This window comes from Flavobacterium jumunjinense (assembly GCF_021650975.2).
Taxonomy (GTDB): Bacteria; Bacteroidota; Bacteroidia; order Flavobacteriales; family Flavobacteriaceae; genus Flavobacterium; species Flavobacterium jumunjinense.
The window spans coordinates 2,587,758-2,607,008 of sequence record NZ_CP091285.1 but is presented as its reverse complement, the minus strand read 5'-3'; the positions used below and the strand labels follow the sequence as shown (position 1 = coordinate 2,607,008).

At 29.5% G+C, this 19,251-nt stretch carries 24 protein-coding genes; 8 read left to right on the top strand and 16 right to left on the bottom strand.

Annotated features, from left to right (window positions below):
• Window positions 1-18: 18 nt before the first annotated feature.
• The gene (locus tag L2Z92_RS11515) at window positions 19-957 is read right to left on the bottom strand and encodes a hypothetical protein (RefSeq protein WP_236453180.1); all 939 of its coding nucleotides are present in this window, start codon (window positions 955-957) and stop codon (window positions 19-21) included.
• Complete coding sequence (locus tag L2Z92_RS11510; protein WP_264554424.1) at window positions 957-2,384, bottom strand: hypothetical protein; 1,428 nt, start codon at window positions 2,382-2,384, stop codon at window positions 957-959. The genes L2Z92_RS11515 and L2Z92_RS11510 overlap by 1 nt, the downstream gene beginning before the upstream one ends.
• Before the next feature lie 584 nt (window positions 2,385-2,968).
• On the opposite strand from L2Z92_RS11510, the gene L2Z92_RS11505 reads away from it, so the two are divergent.
• The 3 genes from L2Z92_RS11505 (at window position 2,969) to L2Z92_RS11495 (ending at window position 8,302) form a co-directional block, all read left to right on the top strand.
• Window positions 2,969-5,101 carry a helix-turn-helix domain-containing protein gene (locus L2Z92_RS11505; protein WP_236453174.1) on the top strand — a complete coding sequence of 711 codons (2,133 nt, stop codon included), beginning with the start codon at window positions 2,969-2,971 and terminating at the stop codon, window positions 5,099-5,101.
• 175 nt (window positions 5,102-5,276) lie between these two features.
• On the top strand, window positions 5,277-6,749 hold the full coding sequence (locus L2Z92_RS11500; protein ID WP_236453171.1) for a hypothetical protein: 1,473 nt from the start codon (window positions 5,277-5,279) through the stop codon (window positions 6,747-6,749).
• A 50-nt stretch (window positions 6,750-6,799) separates the two neighbouring features.
• On the top strand, window positions 6,800-8,302 hold the full coding sequence (locus L2Z92_RS11495; RefSeq protein ID WP_236453168.1) for a coiled-coil domain-containing protein: 1,503 nt from the start codon (window positions 6,800-6,802) through the stop codon (window positions 8,300-8,302).
• Window positions 8,303-8,328: 26 nt separating this feature from the next.
• On the opposite strand, the gene L2Z92_RS11490 is transcribed toward L2Z92_RS11495, so the two are convergent.
• From L2Z92_RS11490 to L2Z92_RS11440, 11 genes are all read right to left on the bottom strand, one after another.
• Window positions 8,329-8,526, bottom strand: a complete 198-nt coding sequence (locus L2Z92_RS11490; RefSeq protein ID WP_236453166.1) for a hypothetical protein — start codon at window positions 8,524-8,526, stop codon at window positions 8,329-8,331.
• A gap of 2 nt (window positions 8,527-8,528) precedes the next feature.
• Entirely contained in the window at window positions 8,529-8,912 is a 384-nt protein-coding gene (locus tag L2Z92_RS11485) for a hypothetical protein (protein WP_236453150.1), read from the bottom strand.
• Between the two features lie 81 nt (window positions 8,913-8,993).
• A complete protein-coding gene (locus L2Z92_RS11480) occupies window positions 8,994-9,347 on the bottom strand; it encodes a hypothetical protein (protein ID WP_236453147.1) in 354 nt (117 codons plus the stop codon).
• On the bottom strand, window positions 9,344-9,658 hold the full coding sequence (locus L2Z92_RS11475) for a hypothetical protein (RefSeq protein ID WP_236453145.1): 315 nt from the start codon (window positions 9,656-9,658) through the stop codon (window positions 9,344-9,346). Before L2Z92_RS11475 ends, L2Z92_RS11480 begins: the two co-directional genes overlap by 4 nt.
• Window positions 9,659-9,669: 11 nt before the next feature.
• On the bottom strand, window positions 9,670-12,531 hold the full coding sequence (locus L2Z92_RS11470; protein WP_236453143.1) for a primase-helicase family protein: 2,862 nt from the start codon (window positions 12,529-12,531) through the stop codon (window positions 9,670-9,672).
• A 1-nt stretch (window position 12,532) separates the two neighbouring features.
• Window positions 12,533-12,736: a hypothetical protein gene (locus tag L2Z92_RS11465; protein ID WP_236453141.1), complete on the bottom strand. Its 204-nt coding sequence runs from the start codon at window positions 12,734-12,736 to the stop codon at window positions 12,533-12,535.
• A gap of 23 nt (window positions 12,737-12,759) precedes the next feature.
• Window positions 12,760-13,011 carry a hypothetical protein gene (locus tag L2Z92_RS11460; protein ID WP_236453137.1) on the bottom strand — a complete coding sequence of 84 codons (252 nt, stop codon included), beginning with the start codon at window positions 13,009-13,011 and terminating at the stop codon, window positions 12,760-12,762.
• Window positions 13,008-13,718 carry a DUF2786 domain-containing protein gene (locus L2Z92_RS11455; RefSeq protein WP_236453134.1) on the bottom strand — a complete coding sequence of 237 codons (711 nt, stop codon included), beginning with the start codon at window positions 13,716-13,718 and terminating at the stop codon, window positions 13,008-13,010. The genes L2Z92_RS11460 and L2Z92_RS11455 overlap by 4 nt, the downstream gene beginning before the upstream one ends.
• Window positions 13,719-13,731: 13 nt before the next feature.
• The gene (locus tag L2Z92_RS11450; protein WP_236453131.1) at window positions 13,732-13,968 is read right to left on the bottom strand and encodes a hypothetical protein; all 237 of its coding nucleotides are present in this window, start codon (window positions 13,966-13,968) and stop codon (window positions 13,732-13,734) included.
• The gene (locus L2Z92_RS11445) at window positions 13,955-14,170 is read right to left on the bottom strand and encodes a hypothetical protein (protein WP_236453128.1); all 216 of its coding nucleotides are present in this window, start codon (window positions 14,168-14,170) and stop codon (window positions 13,955-13,957) included. Before L2Z92_RS11445 ends, L2Z92_RS11450 begins: the two co-directional genes overlap by 14 nt.
• Before the next feature lie 108 nt (window positions 14,171-14,278).
• Window positions 14,279-14,488: a putative dsRNA-binding protein gene (locus L2Z92_RS11440; protein WP_236453124.1), complete on the bottom strand. Its 210-nt coding sequence runs from the start codon at window positions 14,486-14,488 to the stop codon at window positions 14,279-14,281.
• Between the two features lie 210 nt (window positions 14,489-14,698).
• Here L2Z92_RS11440 and L2Z92_RS11435 point away from each other — a divergent pair, with 210 nt between their 5' ends.
• Window positions 14,699-15,265 carry a hypothetical protein gene (locus L2Z92_RS11435; RefSeq protein ID WP_236453116.1) on the top strand — a complete coding sequence of 189 codons (567 nt, stop codon included), beginning with the start codon at window positions 14,699-14,701 and terminating at the stop codon, window positions 15,263-15,265.
• A gap of 10 nt (window positions 15,266-15,275) precedes the next feature.
• Here L2Z92_RS11435 and L2Z92_RS11430 read toward each other — a convergent pair whose 3' ends face one another.
• Genes L2Z92_RS11430 through L2Z92_RS11420 form a run of 3 tightly spaced genes read right to left on the bottom strand, consistent with a single transcriptional unit; the run spans window position 15,276 to window position 16,097 of the window.
• Complete coding sequence (locus L2Z92_RS11430; RefSeq protein ID WP_236453113.1) at window positions 15,276-15,485, bottom strand: hypothetical protein; 210 nt, start codon at window positions 15,483-15,485, stop codon at window positions 15,276-15,278.
• Between the two features lie 6 nt (window positions 15,486-15,491).
• Window positions 15,492-15,941 carry a hypothetical protein gene (locus L2Z92_RS11425; protein WP_236453101.1) on the bottom strand — a complete coding sequence of 150 codons (450 nt, stop codon included), beginning with the start codon at window positions 15,939-15,941 and terminating at the stop codon, window positions 15,492-15,494.
• A 3-nt stretch (window positions 15,942-15,944) separates the two neighbouring features.
• Window positions 15,945-16,097, bottom strand: a complete 153-nt coding sequence (locus L2Z92_RS11420; protein ID WP_236453098.1) for a hypothetical protein — start codon at window positions 16,095-16,097, stop codon at window positions 15,945-15,947.
• 484 nt (window positions 16,098-16,581) lie between these two features.
• Here L2Z92_RS11420 and L2Z92_RS11415 point away from each other — a divergent pair, with 484 nt between their 5' ends.
• The 4 genes from L2Z92_RS11415 to L2Z92_RS11400 all read left to right on the top strand — a co-directional run bounded on the left by L2Z92_RS11415 (window position 16,582) and on the right by L2Z92_RS11400 (window position 19,243).
• Complete coding sequence (locus L2Z92_RS11415) at window positions 16,582-16,755, top strand: hypothetical protein (protein WP_236453095.1); 174 nt, start codon at window positions 16,582-16,584, stop codon at window positions 16,753-16,755.
• 3 nt (window positions 16,756-16,758) lie between these two features.
• Complete coding sequence (locus tag L2Z92_RS11410) at window positions 16,759-17,364, top strand: hypothetical protein (RefSeq protein WP_236453093.1); 606 nt, start codon at window positions 16,759-16,761, stop codon at window positions 17,362-17,364.
• Window positions 17,365-17,960: 596 nt separating this feature from the next.
• Complete coding sequence (locus L2Z92_RS11405; RefSeq protein ID WP_236453091.1) at window positions 17,961-18,506, top strand: hypothetical protein; 546 nt, start codon at window positions 17,961-17,963, stop codon at window positions 18,504-18,506.
• Window positions 18,491-19,243, top strand: coding sequence for a hypothetical protein (locus L2Z92_RS11400; RefSeq protein WP_236453088.1), 753 nt, complete (start codon window positions 18,491-18,493; stop codon window positions 19,241-19,243). Before L2Z92_RS11405 ends, L2Z92_RS11400 begins: the two co-directional genes overlap by 16 nt.
• Window positions 19,244-19,251: the final 8 nt, after the last annotated feature.

Here is a 19,251-nt window from a genome sequence, read left to right as displayed (position 1 = left end):
TTCGATTTTTGATTAATATTATTTCTTTTCTTTCTTCTTTTTCTTTGTTGCCCAAACCGCTAAGACACTGCCTCCGATTAACAATAACCAAGGCAATCCCGAACCTTCTGGAGTGACACTTAAATCGGGTACTGTCGTTTGAATTGGATCCGTTGGGTCGGGAACTGTAATCACGACATCATCATCATTGGGTGGTGGTGAAATTTCAATGCCTTCATCTCCTTTTGGTGGGTTATCTACCACAATCACATCATCAGGTGGTAAATCTAATTTTGGGTGCAATTCGTAAATTTTAAAACTCGCTTTAATCGGAATAACAGACACTTTTTGAAAAGGTGCTATATCGGTTATCATTGTTTTTGATGGAATACTCACAACAACATTGGTTTGAAAAAATGAAGAAGCATCCTTTTCCATTTGCTGTTGCAACAACTTTTCAACGGGGATAAATAAGCTTTCAATAAGTAAGTTTCTCAATTGTACTGCTGCATAAGACAGCCTTTCCATTTCGTGAAACTGATAATAGCCTTTCACTGTTGCAATGCGTTGCAACAAAGCGTTGGCATTGGCAATTTTCTGATTTGAAAAAGGAAGTTGTTGTACTTTATTAATCGCATCTTCGCTAACTAATGCCACAATCTTAGCCAAATTATCAGCAAATGCAGTTAAAACGGTTTCCTCTATGCTATTGGGTTCATATTGTGCTCTTGGGTCGTCTTCAATATTGTAAATCGGTAATGCTCCTTTTTGCCACCATCCATTATTTCCTGAACCTGTTCCAATAGTATCAGCCCATGAAGCAAAACTTCCTATTTCTGCCGAAAGACCTGCTGTTTGAATTGACAAGTAGGAATCCACCATTGCAGCAGCTCGAACAATTACTCCTTTTAAAAATCTACCAAACCAACCGTTTAAACCTTGATTTTCTACTTCTATATTATAATTATCTTGATACATTATTTTTCTGTTTTTGGTTTTACTTTTGGTTTGTCTTTCATTTTAGTAAAGGCTATTCCGCCTAATACAAGCGCAGCGCCCCATCCTAAGACTGCTTTATTGGTTGATGGTTTGTAAGTGGGATTATCAGGGTTGTTATTGTCATATTCAAAGCCACTCCCCGTGCCTGTTCCCGAACCTGTTGAGCCTCCACCTGAAGAACCTCCAATGGTTTTAATGATATTGGACAAGCCTTGTAAAAAAGTGCCTACATCAAAATTGGAAGTATTTGTTTGTCCTACATAAGGCGTGATTTCAAAAGCGGGAATATTTATATTGGGTTTGGGTGTGTACTTTACAAAAGGAATGTCAAAAACAATGTCTTGGTCTTCCCATGTCGCCCACTCTCCAGTATATGCTTCTTGAACGCCTTCTCCAGATCGGGAAACTCTACCATATACAACACTACCGTTTTGAATGCCTGTAAAATAAGTATCCAAGTAAATCATCAATGCGTTGGTGACTTCATACCTATAAAAGTTATACGCTTCATGTGTGATTTTTAAATTGTTTTTCGTGCAATCGCTTGACCAAGAATGACTTCTTTTTGTACCAACAAGCGAAGCGTTCCAAGCAGCAATACCTATAAATCGGTTTACCGATGTTGCTAATGCTTGCATATTGTCAGATGCTAACGAAGTGTTGATGTTTTCTAAATGACCATGAAGAATATTCAAAATACCTTTCATGTCTGCTTCTGCTCTATTCCAATCGTAAGCAGAACCGCCCCAACAGCTTAGTTTTGATTTTATACTTTCCCAGTTATTATCTAACCATGAGTTTTCTTCTCCTTCTCCACTTAATCCTCCTGGTGCGTTTAATCCAAAATGCGGTAACTTATCCATAAAATTGTCTTTTTTTTCTGTGTAAAAAGGTTCTGTAGTTTGTTGCAACGTACCATCAATGGTATAATGACCTGCTTTTAAATTGCCTGAAGCTTGGTCGATGGGAACAACTACATAAACATGTGTGTAGTTTTGTGGATTATGTAGGGGTTGTTTTATCTTTCGTATGTAATGTTTTATACCTTGTTGCAACAAAATCGCACTCGCAAAAACACTGTAACTTTTACAATCAATACCATCATAGCGTTGTTGCCATGAACAAGCAGGACTACGCAACAATTGCGCTTCTCCATCGGCTTTGTACTGCAAATGCCAATATAAAAAATCGTGTATTGAATGACACGTTTTTTCTAAAGTGTCCGATTGTAAAACAGGAGCCAATTTTGCTACTTGCTCATGATGTTGCAAGGCTTGTTGCACGATCATTTCCATAGAAAAAAAAGTATTGCCCTTTCCTAGACTTACTCTTTCACAAGAAGAATGTGGGATAAGGGCGTTATACTTAGCACCGTTTTTCAAATTTCTAAATAATGAATTGCTCACTTGTTGTTAGATTGATTTGCTGATTGATTGACACAAAATTGCAACAAGGCGTTGCAACAAAAACACAAGTGGGAACAAGAGACAACAAGAGAGGGCAACACGTTATAAGTGAAAGCAAGTGCAACCTAAAAAAGAGGCTGTTTTTTGGTTTCTACGTATTTATACGTACGAAAAAGTGCAAAAAGTACGTATAAATACGTAGTACAAAATTGAAAAACTTAGTTTAGATTTGGAAGGATAAGTTTTAACAAAATGTATAGAAAACGTGTATTTAAGTTAAATGCGAAACCTTTTATATTCGCAAGAGTGAATTTTAAAGATTTATTAAAAAAACTTTAGCCGCTTACGGAATCCCGCAATAAAGCGGTTTTCTTTTGGCTTAGTTTTACAGAAAATATAAAATAATCCTTTTTGCAGAAAAAAATCTAAAAACAAAAAACACGTATTTATACGTATTACATGCTTGGAAAAAAGATATATAAGAGTTGAGCGTATACAACATAATATAAATATATATACGCAACTAAATGAGAAAAACTGAGTATATAAAAAAGTTGGCAACAATTACAATAAATAGAAAATAGATGGAAAACAAACAAAAATTCTTAGACTTTGCCGAATCTCTAAAACTTGTTAGAAAAACTAGAATTGAAGATTTTATAGATGATAAAAATATTGATGACATATATACCGACTTACTTCCAAATAATGGAATTATTAATAAATTAAATTTACCAAGAACGACATTGTTGGTTGGGAGAAAAGGAACTGGTAAATCAACTATATTTCAAAAGTCTCAAAAAGATTTAATTGCAAATAAAAAATGTATTTCTATATATATTGATGTTAAGTCATTATTTGATAATTCAACGCCTGAAATACCTAAAGAAGCACAAGAGTTAAGCATAGATTTTCATAAATATTTATTGTACAGTAATCTTGTAAAAGAAATAATTCTTGAAACCAGAAACAAATTAGTCGATTTTGTAAAGGGTTCAATAATAAAGAAAATTTTAGGTTTCGATCATAATCAAATTTCTGCAATTAATGAAGAATTAAATCTCATTGAAATATCTATAAAAGATGTTATTAAAACTGTTGATATTTCTTTAGTGAATACTTTTAAAAGAATAGACGAAAGTAAACAAGAGAAGTCTGGAAACTTAGACCTAAATATCCAAAAAAAACCAAGTCTAGGTGCTTCTGCTAATGCTACTTCTGGTCAAATGGTAAAATCAGAATTTGAGCAAACTCTAGTAAAATACCTAGACATTAAGAAAAGTTTAATTAACAGTTTAATCAAAATAAAAAGTATACTTAATATTGACCATTTATACATATTCCTTGATGATTATTCTGAAATAGATGAAGATGCTCAGAAAATTTTTATGGACTGGTTCATTACCCCTTTAGATAATCAATCCGAAGATTTTGTGAAATTTAAAATAGCTGCATATCCCCATAGATTTTATTATGGAAAACTGGATAACTCTAAAATTGATGAAATTTCATTAGACTTTTTTGATGCTTTTTATTCATTTGAAAATAAAGCTAATATTTCAAAAATGGAATCTCTAGCTTTAGATTATACTAAAAGATTAATAAAAAGGAGATTAGACCTGTTTTTTCCAAATAATCATTGGGAAAAATTTTTCGAGATAAGTGAAACGGAGCTACTTGACTTATTATTTAGTGTTTCTTTTAATATTCCTAGAAAAATTGGATATATTCTATCATATTGTTATGAATCCTGTTTAATTCATAATCATAAAATTTCTAAGATTGCTATTGAAAATGCAGCTCAACGCTACTATACTGACGTTACTTTAAAATATTTTATTGCAAATCAGTTTGTTTCTAGACCTTTTTCAGATAAAATAAGTAATGAGCATCAATTTGAACTTTTAAATAGAATAATAAACCGTCAAAAAACTAACTCGTCACCAATTAATAGATCTACTATTAAAGGAAAACCTACTAATCATTTTACAGTTAATAAATCTATATCGTCATTATTAGATAATCTTGAATTAAATGGATTTATTACAACTTACAATAACGTTATTGACAGTACAAGTGAACTATCTGTAATTTACTCTCTTGATTATGGTTTATCTAAAAGACATGGATTAAATTTTTCAAGAGCCTATAACGATAAGCTACTTAAATATTTCTCTCATTCTCGTTTCAATATGAATGTTTTAATAGCTGACTATTTTAATAAAACACAAGTGATAAAATGCAGCAAAGATCATGAATTCCCATATGAGCTGCTTGAAAACATGAAATTATTTAAAATGAAATGCCCTGAATGTCTTGAGGAAGGACATATTTCAGTTTGTGAATTAACAGTTTCAAATACAGAAATAAAAGAACAACTTAAGTTAATTGAACAAGCCCAATTAAAAAAATTCTCTTTTTATGAATTTCAAGTTCTTGACTATTTAAAAACGATTAACAAAACAGTTAGCAGTGACATTATTTCGAATGCATTAGATAAAAGTACAACTACTGTTAACTCTACTTTGCAAAAATTAATGGCAAGAGGTTTTGTGAAATCAGACATTCAAGCAAGTAGGCAATTAAAGAAAGACCTTTATTTAATAACTGAAAAAGGAGATAAGTATGTCTCAAAAATATTAGTCTTAATTAAAGAAATCATTGATAAGAAAGAGAACAAAAAAACAAAAAAACAAGAATTAATTTTGAAAAGTTAAAGTTTGAAAATAAAAAAAATAGAATATAAACCCGAACTGCTAACTGCTGTTTAATAATAGGGTAAATTATGTACTATCTAGATATTTTGTTAAATCGAAAAATTTAGTACTTTAAAGTTTGTCCCTTCGCTAAGCAGCAAACCATAACCCGTTATATTACAAAAAAAGACCAAATATGAAGATATACTTTACAGATTTTTTCAACATTGAAACCTCCAAACTTGCAGAATTTGGAGCTTTTAATATTTCTTTAATAAATGATTTACCTCTATTTATTGACCCGTTTTTACTATTTGGTAGTAAAAAATCTGAATACAAAGAGTTACACGAAAATATTTTAAAGTATCTAACGTTTTTAAAGTCAAAATCGGAAACTGGCTCTAAAAGCATTGCAGAAATAAAATCTTGGTATTTATTTCCTGAAGTAAAACAAAATTGGTTTGGTTATAGTAAAGTTGGAAATGGTGGAAGCGGTTTAGGGAAAAAATTTGCTAAATCTTTCTCAAGTTCAATGCACATAGTTTTTGATGATTTAGGAAAAGAACAAATAACTCAATCATCCCATCTTGAAAAAGCAGGACTTTTTCAAATTGGAGTCGGAAAAGATAACATAAGTGATTTTACAACAAATCTAACAAAGGAATTTTTATTAGAATATACTCAAAAATTTGCGTTAGAATTTATTGACCCAAGTTTACTTCGTAAAATTAATGTATCCAAAGTTTATTTTGATTACAAACTTGAAAGATGGATGCCGAAAGAATATACTTTACCTTTTATTTTTAATGATTTTGTTATTCTAACACCAAAAGATATTTTAACGAAAGACGATAACTGGATCAATAGCAATGATTTACGTGGAGATTTTATCAGCATTTGTAATAGTATTCCAAATGACCAATTAAAACACGAAATAAATAATTATTTTAGAAAAGCTTTACCAAAACCACCACGTTATAAAAAAAATACTCAAAAGGAAATTTCTACTGCGATAATGGAAACGATTAATAATTATCCCGAAATAATTAAATATTACGTTAAACTAAAAGAAGAAAATAAAGAAGGTGCAAAAAATATTTCCAAACAAAAAGTTGAGGAAGTTGAATCTAAATTTGTTGAGCAAATATTAAAATTTGTTGATATCCTTTCAACAAAAACAGAATTTTACAAAATTGGTAAAAACAGTTCTTACACAGAAGCACTAAAACGTTTAGAATATTTAAAAGACGTTATTGAAAACAATGATGGATATAAGCTTTTTTACGTAAAACAGCAACCGATAAAAAGAGAAGAAGATTTACAAATAATATATAGATTAACTTGGTTCGCAACAGAATATGATGTCAATAGAGAGCCAAATAATGGTCGTGGACCTGTGGATTATTCAGTTTCCAAAGGCTCAGTAGACAAAACACTAATTGAGTTTAAATTAGCATCAAATTCGAAATTAAAACAAAACTTAGAAAAGCAAGTTGAAATTTATGAAAAAGCAAATAATACAAAAAACTCAATAAAAGTTATATTATATTTTGACATTTTAGAGTACAATAAAGTTATGAGAACTCTTAAAGAATTGAAAATTGAAAAATCTCCAAATATTGTTTTAATCGATGCTGGTAGAAAAAAATCAGCTTCCAATGTAAAATAGCTAGAGATACAAGTAAAAAACTAAAAATTACAAAACCTAACATAAAGAAAATGGGATTATTTGATAATAATAATAAAGAACTAGATTCAAAAATTAAAAACTTAGATAAATTCCAGCAAAAATTATCAAGTTCTCTTTCACAAGTGAATTCTACAATATCTCAATTAAAAAAAGATTTAGAAGATTCAACTAAAAGAAGTCCTGATTATGAAAAAGAAGCTCGACAAGCATCTAAAAAAACTTCAGAATTTAGAAATCGTGCAAATGAAACTCTAGAAAAAGTTGAAATTATTTTAGATAACTGTAATACATTTCAAAAAGATATTAATATTGTAAAATCTGAAATTGATTCTGTTTATATTAAAGTAAAAACTTCTCTTGAAAATTTTAACACCGAGAATGACGAAATAGAAAAATTGTCATCATCTATAAAGTCTAGAATTGATGGTGTTCAAAAAAATATTGATTTATTTGAAGAAACAATTCAAAATCATCCTGATCTCGAAAATGAAATTATAGATCTAGAGACTTCAATCTCTTTAATAAAAGAAAACGAAAGCAAATCTACACAACTAGTTAAGTCAATTACTAATCGAAAAATCGAATTAGAAACTTTATATAATGAAATTTTAGGATACGAAGAAAAAGATGATGAAACTGACGATATCATTCAGATTGTTGGAATAAAATATGAATTAGAACATTCTTTAGATGGATTAGAAAAAAAAACATCATCATTCAAGAAAAGCTTCGATATACTTGAAAAAGAAACAATTGAGAATGTAAATAATTTATTAAAAATAAATAGTGAGAAGGTAAATTCACAAATACAAGATTGGGAGGTAAAGTATAAAAAACTAAATACCGAAATAGAAGAATTATTACCAAAAGCATTAACAGCAGGACTTTCACATGCGTTTTCAGAGAAAAAAGAAGTTGAAGATAAATCATATGATAAACATAAAAGACAATTTAGAATTGGGATAATTGGGATGATTGCTGTTTCATTAATTCCATTTATAATAAGTCTTGTAACTATTTTTGGGCACGATACATTAGATATTATAATTAATCGAACTCCTAAATTAGTAATCGCAATATTACCTTTATATATACCAGTTCTATGGTTATCTATTTCTTCAAGTAAAAAAATGAATCTATCAAAAAGACTAATTGAAGAATATACACATAAAGAAGTTTTAAGTAAGACATACGAAGGCTTATCTAAACAAGTTCAGAATATTGAAGAAGAAAGCATCTCAAAAGAACTAAGAATCAAACTTTTACAAGATTTCTTGCAAATGTATTCTGAAAACCCTGGGAAGTTGATATCTGATTACAATAATTCTGACCATCCAATAATGGAACTATTAGAAAACTCAAATAAATTAAATAGAACCATTTCAAAACTTGAAAATATACCTGGTTTAAATAAAGTTGCAAACTTACTTGAAAAAAAATCTGATAAAAAATTAGAACAAGCAACTGATGCTATAGAAAAAGGTCTAGACAAGGCAATCGGTTTAAACAAAAGCAAAGAAACCAATGAGTAAAATGAATAAAACAATTTACTCTATTTTCATTTAACAATACTCTCAACTAAAATCGGTTTAAATACTTTTTTTTTCCTTAATTCTTCTTCAAAATTAAAATGATATTCTATTTGCTTATTTTTTATCCATTCTAAATTTTTAGCATAGTCTATTTCTTGATTTATAAAAAATCTTATTCTAATTAAATGATACCAACCCTTTTTATAAATAATTTTTGTTCTCATAACTAATCATTTTTAAATCCTATAATTTTTTTAATAAACGTTGCATCCAAGTTGTAAGCAAAACAACTTTGTTGCAACGCTTTTAGTTTATCTTCAGGTGTGTTTAATTCTGTTAATTTCTTTCTAATTTCAGTAATGCATTTTTCAATTCTGGAAGCAGTTTCTTTGGTGTTGTCTGCTTTTAGTTGTTGCAAGGTTTGATTGAATTCATCTGTAATAAAATAACCTTTTGGTGTACCGTACATTGCAACGAATTCGGCAAATTCTAAATGATTCAAGCTTTGACATTTGATTGTTCTTTTAGAAAATGGAGTTTTCAAAATTGTCTTTTCTACAATAAATTTTAAAGCTCCAATAACTTCTCCACTGGGAAGATCGTTATACATTGTTCTAAGTTTTTTTTTGTCTACTAAAAAAGGGATTGGCTTTGGCTGATTGTTCATTGCAACGGATAGTTAAGATTGATGTTAATTGCTATTTAAAATGAAATTGATAAATCTGATTTGTTGTCGCATTCGAGTAATTCCATTTTCTTTATTAAAAAGTATTTTTTGTTTTTTAGGGATTGACTCTTTTGTACAATACTGAACCCAATATTCATAGTTACTCAAAGCATTTTTAATTCTACATTGCAACAAAAATTTTTGTTCTTTTAACCATTCTTCTTTTGGATTAGAATCTAAGTAAGCAAGAACACAGTTACACAATGCTATTTTTCTTGAAGCGGGTTTTATGCCTTTAGTTACTTTTAATTCTCTCTGTTCTTCAATAAACTTTTGTTCCCTTACAATTATTAGTTTTAATTCTTCAACTGTTTTCATGCTGACACTTTTTTAAATTTCTCTAATTCTTGTAATTCAAACTTTAGCTCTTTTTCGACTAATTCCCAATCAATACAATTTACTGTTGCAACGACTTCAAATGAATTTGTAAACACATAAATTTGATTGCAAGCATAGAGTTCTTTAAAACTTAAAATATCTGTATCACTATTGAACATATACATTTTAGGTTCAATTACTCCAATACTGTTTTTACAGAAATAGGGTATATTTTGTTTTCGTACTCCTTTATCATCTGAAAAATCGGTATTCTTTGCTATTCTCAATTGTAATAATACGTGTCGTTCCATATCTTCATTTTTTAAAATAATAAATCGGTTTCAGGTTCTAGTTTTTCATTCTCTTGTTTTGGTGTATCTTCTGTGTTTGTGTTTTCTTCTTCGGTTGTGTGTTCTACTTTTTTCCCATCTGTGGAAACAAAAAAGTGTATTACTGAATTGCCCGCTGTGTTTTTCTTTTTCTTCATTTCTAAAGACCAACCGTTATCTTTATTGGCTTCGCAATACAGTTTTAAATTATCTGTAAAACGTTGAGCCGATATGAATTTATTTCCTAAATCTTCTTTTGCCATTGCAACAACGGGTGTTCTTTCAACCCAATCGTTTAAGCTTGTTGGTTCGCTAAATAATTCATTAAAGAATTTGATATACGAATCCCCTATTTTCATCATTTTACTTTTACTGACAAGCGTATCAATTGGTGCTTCTACTTTTTCAGTTTGCGACAAATAGAATTGCAAACATTGCAACTGAAAATTAAATTCTGAGTTCCATTCTTCCGTTGAATATTCTTTGGTTAGAATATCTTTTCCGTTAAAATCGTCTGAAATTTTACGAGAAAAAGGATAGCCATTATCGTCGGTTGCTTCGTGATAATAATCGGAATTATAATACACTAACAATCGTCTTTTGGTACTTGGTGTCATATCGGGTGCAAAGTTGGTTGTAGCGCCAATTTTTGCCGAATCATCAAAAGGAATATTGTATTTCACACCTCCTTTTTGATTGGCTACAAAATTATCTGTTATCAGGTTGTAGAAAAATTCCATTGGTTGATAGGCTGCTAAATCATCAAACAAAACAAAACGTGTTTTTGGTGTTACTCCATCCATCGGAAAGTTGTCTTTTTCTAGTGTTTTTCCTCCAATACTCAAAGAATTGAGCGACCTAAATAATGACTTTTGCAAGAATGATTTTCCTGTTCCTCCATAAGAACCTTTTACCGATGTTCCGCTTGCAAAATCGACTCCAAGAACCATCCAAGATTTTGAAGCCATTTTGTATTGGTGCAACAAATAACCAACGCAATACATTTTATTGAGCAAATGCACTTCTTGTAAATAGTTTTCATCGTCTGTTAACGCTTTGCTATTAATGGTGAAGTTATTTTTGTCTAGTCCTGTTTCGTCGCAGTCTTTTTGCCAAAAGATTCTGGACGTATTAATTAGTACTTTGAAATAATTACTCGACTTGTCTAAAACCTTTATTCTTTTGCGTTGCAATTTGTCGGTAGTAATTTCAAAATAGGGGTTTCTTTTTTCAAAATAATGATCCACTCTATCATCTTCCCAAAGTGTTACAGGCAAACGAGTTGAAAAATCTTTTGTTGCAATTTCATCAGCTGTCACTTTAACTGCTTTATTATTGAAAAAATAGTATTGAAAATCTTGTCCGCAGTTGTTTCTTTTGTACTCAAAAAAGGGCAATGCTTTCAATGAGTTTTGATTGAAAAATGGCGATTTTAAAACCATATTATAAATATTGATACTATGGTAATTATCATCTAACCATTCCAAACACGTTCGTTTTATATCGGACGAATAAACTTTAGATATTAAATTTTTCTCCAGCTTTATAAAATAACCTTCATCTTCTTTTCCAGTATCGGAAGTTTTATAGGGCATTTTGTATAAGCGTATGTTTTTGTGTTTTAAAAAGTGAAGCAATTTCTTAGGGTTTAACGACACTCTTCCCACACTAGGATAATCCCAAAACTGAAAATTTAATGCTTGAGATAACATCTTTTTAAAAATAGCAGTAACCTTTTCGATTTTCTCATTTCTAAATTTGCAAATCCAGTCTTTAAAGTCTTTTTTTCGGTCTTGAAGCAACCAATCAGGCAACCATAATATTTTTATAGTAATGAACTCTAAACCCATTTTAACAGCTTGCTTTACTCCTGTTTCGTCCAAATCGGCTACATAGTAAATCACTTTTGCTATTTTAGATAATTTCAAATATTCTTCCGTTGCAATGACTTCGGTTTCTGAATTGAACCAAATCACATCATAACCTAAACTAGCTATGTTTATACCGTCTGTTCCTCCTGTTGCAATAACAATGCAATCCAATTGCAATTCTTGCAATTTTTCCTTTAAATACTCGCGTTGCTTCTTGTCTTTTTCCTCTTTTAATTCTTTATGCAGACTTTCAATAACATTATAATCTACCTTATCAAAAATTCTATCCCAACCAAAAATATAACGTTCGGGTTTTTCGCCTACGAAAGAGTGTTTTAAAATATACTTATCGCCTTTCGGTGCTTTGGGTTGGTATAACTTAACAAAAGATTCTTCTTCATAACCATAAATAGGAAAGTCGTTTGTAGCTGTAATTTTTCTTTGGTATAAAGTTGCTCCATCTTTTTTAACACCTACATTTTCATAGGTTTTTATTTGCCTGAAATTATAATCTCGAAGCAATGCATTAGTATAGAAAGGAAAAATAGATTTCAAGTGTTTTTCACTCTGAATTTCGGGATAATAAGACACGTTCCAATAGTCTTTTTCTTTGGTGACTTTTGCGCTAAATTCAGTTTTAGGCTCTACTTTTTGAAATTCTGAAACGGCTAAACCATATTGAGAAAAAAGTGTTTTACAAGCCATTGAAAAATCGCAATTGTCACGTTTCATTACATAATCAATTGCATTAATCCCTTTTTGGTCGGGTGTTATGTTGTTCGCTCCAAAATCGGTAAACAACCAAAGCTTTGTTTTTTTAGACTTACTCACATAACAAGAGCCTGTTGCGTCATCGTCTCGCAACGAAAAGCCTTTTAGTCCTTTTTTACGAGACATAAAGCTTGAAAATTCATCTTGAAAAAAGATTAAACCATTGTCTGTAGCTTCCCAAAGCAACTCTAAATCGAAAGGAAAATCACTCATATTACATTGGTTTTAAAACTTGAACATCAATAACTTCAATTTCTCTTGCAATGGCATTATTTATAACTTCAATATTCTTGTGACTTATTTCTTTTAGTACTTCAATTTCACAAGGCAATAAAACTGGACTTATGTCTAATAGGCAAAGTGTTAGTTCAATTTGTTTCTTGTATTTTTTTAGTCTGTCTATTGAATTTAAAAACATGATAGTTGAGTGTTTTTAGTGAATTATAAAACTTGTTTTTTGAGATTTTCAAGATTTTGAATTTTTTCTTTTTCTGTTGCAACAAGATGTATAATCTCTGTTTCAACATTTATGTTTTCGGTAACTCCGTTTATTATATCTTGAATAGATTTTGGGGAAAACGAATTCCCTTTGGCATTAAACACTTTTTTGTGTTTTAAATGTGGAATTATTTTTCTACTTGGATGCTTACCTAAGTATTTTAAAATAGTTTCCTTTTCTGCTGATAGTATCATTTCATTAATTTTGGGTTATTTTGTTTACTGGAATTATCTATTCCTTGAGCAATTTCAATAGCTTTTCCTTTTTCTCTTCCTGAATTAAAAGCAACCTTTTCATAAGCCATTTCTTTAGATCTATTTATGCTGATTTTAAAATCTAATTTTTCAAACTCTTTCTTTACTTTAGACTTTTTCTCAACAATCATTAGCCCATAAGATTGTGGAATATTTCTTTCCCTTTCACTATACATAGCTTCAATCTTTAAAGCGATTTCGATTAAGAAACCTTTTATAAAACTGGAAATTAAAGTTCTTCCATGATAAAAACTTTTCATTTCTTGATACTCTATCGAATTCCTGTATTTTTCGCTTTCTTTTAAACATGTTCTACAAATTAAATTGTAGAAATACTCACACATTTGAGTATCTTGCTTATGACCAAAAAATGCAATTCTTTTACTATTATAGAAATACTCACAATCAAATAACTTAGACAAACTATTGTAAAATATAGTCATATCATATCCCGATTTAATCAAAGGAACTTCTACCATTGTACATTTCTCTATAACATCAATTTCTTTCAAGTCATGTTCAGAAATAAAGAACTGAATCATTAACTCATTAGCCTTTTTTAAAGAAGCCTCCATTTCTTGCTTAGTAGCTCCGTTTTCAATTGTTTTAGACAATAAAGCCTTTATTTTTGCTTTTATTTTATCCATCCTTTTACCCTTTTTAATCCCAAATTTTACCGTTTCCAATAAAAATATGGTTTACTTTTTGTCCTTGTTTTTGGAGTTCTTGTTCTTCCTTGTTAAGCGCTAAAGACACTGAAAAATCATTGTCTCTTTCGTCTGTTTCTTTGTAATCGTAGGTTTTTACTAATACATACGATTTACCGTTATCTAGCTTCAAAATTCTTTCTTCAGGAATATCAGAAAGGCATAACTGCATTAATCTAAGCCTTCCCATCTTGCAACATTTGTTTTGCTGAATTCCACAGATCAATAAGTTTTTCCCAGTTTTCCACTTTCATTGAAAAACCATCTCCGCAATGTGATACAGAAACCCAAATTCCGTCTGGGTCGTTTGTGTCGATAGCGATTTCCTGTGTTCCTGTTGTTTCTTCGTCTGAAAATAATTTTACTACCTGTTTAATAATTACTTTTTTCATTGTATCTATTTTTAAATGATTAAAAACAAAAGCAAAGGACTTTTTATAACCCAATAAGAACGTGTTTTGCCTTTGCTTTTGAGAGTGGTTAACAGTAATAATTCTAGTTTAGAATGTTTTCAAAGCTTCAACAGCAGCGTTTTGTGTTGCTTCCTCTTTATTTTTTCCCTGAGCTGTAAATTCTTTACCCGTTGGTAATACAATTTTTACAGTAGTTATTGGTTCTGATTCTTCTCCTATAACAAAAATTTCTATAGGTTTTTCGTAGTGCTTTTGGCTAAGCTGCTCCAATTCTGCAAGTGGTGTTGGTGTACTCATGTTTATTTGCTTTAAAAATTAATAGCTTTTTAAAACACTTTGGTACAATCATTGAATTGTTCAACATTTGTTGCAACAAACAAAAAAACAAGTATTGCATTTTTTTGTATATTCGCTAATTATATCAATCGTGTTTTAGTCGCTTTTAATTCGTTTTGATGTAGCAAATATGTAAATATATTTTCAATTAGACAAGAAAAAGTAAATAAAATGACAAAAATAAAAGAAAGAATTATATATTTTATTGAAAATCAAGGCTTTAAAAAAGGAGAGTTTTTTAAAGAAATTGAGGTTTCTAGTGCTAATTTTAGAGGAAACGCATTAAAAACACCTTTAAACTCTTCAACAATTGAAAATATAATAACAATTTATCCGCAATTAAATTTACACTGGTTAATCACTGGTAAAGGAGACATGTTATTGGAATCCAAAGACTCTTCCAACAAGCCTTCAACAAACATTGCAACAAATGTTGAAACTGCAACAAATATTGCAACAAACGTTGAGACTGCAACAAAAAGAGAAATTTATCTAAGTGAAGAAGTAATTGCTTTATTAAAAGAAAAGATTAGTGATTTAGAAAAAAACATAGAAGCTTTAAGAAGCACTTCTAACACAATAGAGAGACTTACAAGAATTGAAAACAAGCTTGATACTTCATTAGAAACAAACAAAACTCTTTTTAGTGAAATTGAAGAATATTTTGAATTAATGAAATTGAAAGAGAATTTAGAAAAAGCAAAAAATATAGAAACACACCGCGAAAGCAAAAAATAATACTACTGGATTAGCTTATAATTCTCAATAAAAAATCTTTAAACGGAATGCCCTCTTTGGTTTTTTCCGTTTTTTTCATTTCCATTTCTATATTTAAAATTATCTCATTGTATTCCTCTTCAGTTAACAGACCATTACGATGCCTATCTATTGCTTCAGAAACAATGAAATTTAATTTTGAATAAGTAGCTATAGCTTTTTTTGATTTTTCAAATCTCATTAATTCCTATTGCTTTTTTTTGATTTTTAAAACCGTTAAATCAAAAACTCTTTCCAATAATTCCATACGAGAACTAGTCGCTTGTGCTTCTAGTTTTTCTTTATTTACTAATATTGATATCATAGAGATTACTAACATTAAGGCTATTGAAAAACCTAAAACGTAAATATTGAAGTATGATTTATTATCGTATTCATCAGAAAAGAATATCCAAAACAAGGATAAGGATATTATATAGACAGGAACTAAGTAACTAATTCTGAAAGGTCTAAATTGACTCACAATTATAATTAGTAATTGGCTTACCATCATAGATAACCAAAAAACAAAATTGGATGTAGAATTAAATCCGTATAAATTATCGAATTCAATTCCATAATGAACTATAAAAATATCACTTAATAAAATCATTCCCGATAAAACTATCAGGAATGATGAGATTAATCTTTTAATCATGTTTTAACCTTTATTTGTTTTAGGTCGTCCACCACCTCTATCAATATCTTCTTCTTGATCCGTAGTTGTTGTAGCCTCATCACCTCCGTTAATTGCTCTTAACTGTTTACCAGTTAACTCATTTTTTTCTGATTGAAAACTTTTAAAATGTTTCATTTTACTTAAAATTTATTTATTAATAATAGTATAAAATTACTCATTTCTAAATTTAATCGGTTCAGAATTCCAAAGTAACTAAATTCAAATGTTAAACGCATTACATTTTTTCTGCAAAATATGTTAAAATTAAGGTTATTCGTATAAAAATAAAATCTATAGATAGACTGTATATTTTGTTAAAACCACTATTCATTACGGAAAAACATAAAGATAAAGACCTAATTATCAACCAGAATAAAAACTACACATTTACCCTGATGCATACACAAAACCGAACATAGAATAATAACGCTACATAAAAAGGAGTTAAAAAGAACATAAAAAGATATAATAAACTACATAGATATTGATATTTTACTATCTTTGTATTAAAGTATTTCTATTATTTACAATATAAATTGTTTAGTCCACAGAAAAAACATTTATAATGAAATACTCCAATTATCCTCCTATTCTAAAATAGACCAAGAAAATCGTAATTATGGACAAAAAACAGACATCGTTACTCATTGAATTTGCTAAGAAGCTTAAAAAAGAAGCTACAGATAGTGAATTAGCAAAAAAAACATTGAGCTCTGCGGGGATTTTAAACCCCCAAGGAAAAATTTCAAAAACATACCCTAACTTAAAAAGAATTTTATCTGTAGCACAGTAATGAATGTACAGTACAAGATCAAACCTCTTAATTGGATTTCATGGTTGCGATGAAAAAATAGCATTCGAACTTCTAAATAACCCAAAAAAAGTAAAGATTAGTGAAAAACCATTTGATTGGCTTGGAAACGGTTTTTATATTTGGGAAAACAATTACGACAGAGCACTTGAGTGGGCGAAAGAAAAACAAAAAAATGGAAAGATAAAAAAAGCTGCCGTAATTGGAGTTGTATTTACTTTAAATAATTGCCTAGACTTATTAGATAATCAGTTTATAAATATTATAACTGAGTATTATGAATTACTTGAAAAAGACTTTTCAAGCTTAGGTAAAGAACTTCCAAAAAACAAAAACGTTAAGAGCGACACCAATAAAGATCTTTTAATAAGAGAACTAGACTGTGCTGTAATTGAGTATTTACATCAAAAAATAAGAGAAATAAAAGAAGCTGATAAAGATTCTATTATTTCAGAATATGATACAGTAAGAGGTGTCTTTACAGAAGGAGGACCCGCTTTTCCAGGAGCAGGTATACAGAAAAAAAGCCATATTCAAATATGTATAAGAAACATGAAATGTATTAAAGGTTTTTTTCTCCCAAGACTATAAACCCTATATTTTATAAAAATAATCTAAGCGGTTTCATACCGCTTTTTTTTATGCTCAAAATTCCAAAAACACCCTTTTTTCTTTTTTTATTTATTAAAGTTTCCAAAATTTAGGAAACTAAAGAAGAATAAGAAACCAATAGGAAACAACAGAACACCAACAAAACTGCGGGTTTTTCGTTCGGTTTCCAAAGTTTCCTAAAAAATCTATAAAATAAAGAGGGTTGTAAAGGGAGAAGTAAAGAGATTAGAATTTCACTAGTTTTGTATTTATATGGTGCTCGAGCAAAGCTCTCACAGTTTAGTTATTCCGTTGGGACGGAATAATGAAAATAGGAATTAAAAAAACACTTGCTTTTTCAAAGCAAATTCTTTTTTTTCCTAATTGGCAACCGCTGCGCTTTTGCCTCGATGTTTACCAATTGTTTCCCAATTTTATTTTAATTAATTGATTATCAATACCAAATACAAAATATATGATACAGTCGAGGTCACAAAAAACGTTAAGTTCACTTAACGTTTTTTTTATTTATACCCAATCTTCATACAAAACACTATTTATCTTCTTATTTTTAAGCTTTAAATGAAAAATAAGTCTTGAAGAAAACAGCCATTTTACTATTCCTAAATATTTTATTAAGTTGTCAAAACAAAGAAGAGTCAAATCTCTTTACTGAAGACGATGCTTACTCAGTGGTAAATACTTTTATTCCAGACCAAAAAGACAAACCTGTCCTTTGGAATGAAAAACAATTAGTTGGTTCTTCAATCGAATATACAATTGTGAGTTTTGATGAAATCCCAGTAATTCCTTATTATAAAGAACTTCCTTTTCCTATTTTTACAAAAGCCTATTGGAAAACCGAGAAATTAAAAAATATAGTCGCTTTTGATAGCAAGGAATACGATTACTTTTTTGCAAATGAAAATAGTAAGCAGAACGAAATTGATAAGAAAAAAAAGAAATGGCAAACTCGTTTTAAGGACAACTATTTATACAATGTTTCTTACCCCATCTATAATGCTAATTCAAAAGTAGCCATCTTAGATGTCTATTTTTACAAAATACCCTTATATTGCGGAACGGGTTTACATCAAACATATTTCTATAAAAAAACAACTACAGGATGGGAAAAACTATAACAACAAGAAGCTTTTTATTTTTACTTACAATTAGTTTGTTTTCCTGCCAAAGCAAAGAAGAACAACTTATTGGTCATTGGCATGAATATGAAGTTGGTAATCCAGACTATATAAGTTGTCATAAAATTACTGATAGTACCTATTCAATTGACTTAGAAACTTATGGAGCAGGTTATCCAATAAAAAGAGGTGTCGAGATACAAAAAGACGAAATTGCAATTAGAGATTATATACTCATTACTGATTTTTCAATAAATAATAACAAACTTATCGTAAATGATTCCGTCTATTGGATTAAACAAGAAGATAACGAACAAACATTTATTTCCGATTTTTCAGCGGGACTTTTAGTAAACATTCATCCTTTTGAAACTACCACTTCCGAATTTGATTATGATTATAAAGATTACAACCATGGCTATAACATTCATATTTATATTGGAAAATTAAAAAAAGACACTCTAAACTCTCATAAAGAAAACAATATTAGAGATTATTATATACAATTGAACGAACGCATCAGCAATTTGAAAGATATAAGAAGCTTTCTAGACTTTGGAAGTCATTATGACAAAAAATTAAAAGTATTATTACATACCGATAAAAACACACCAAAAGACTTACTCGAACAAATTGAATTAGAGATTAAAAATTGTGGTTATAAAAAAAGTCAAATTTACTACCAAACTGTAAACACTCAAAAAAGAGTTAACGGTTTTAATCGTATTTGTCTATAATGAGGCTA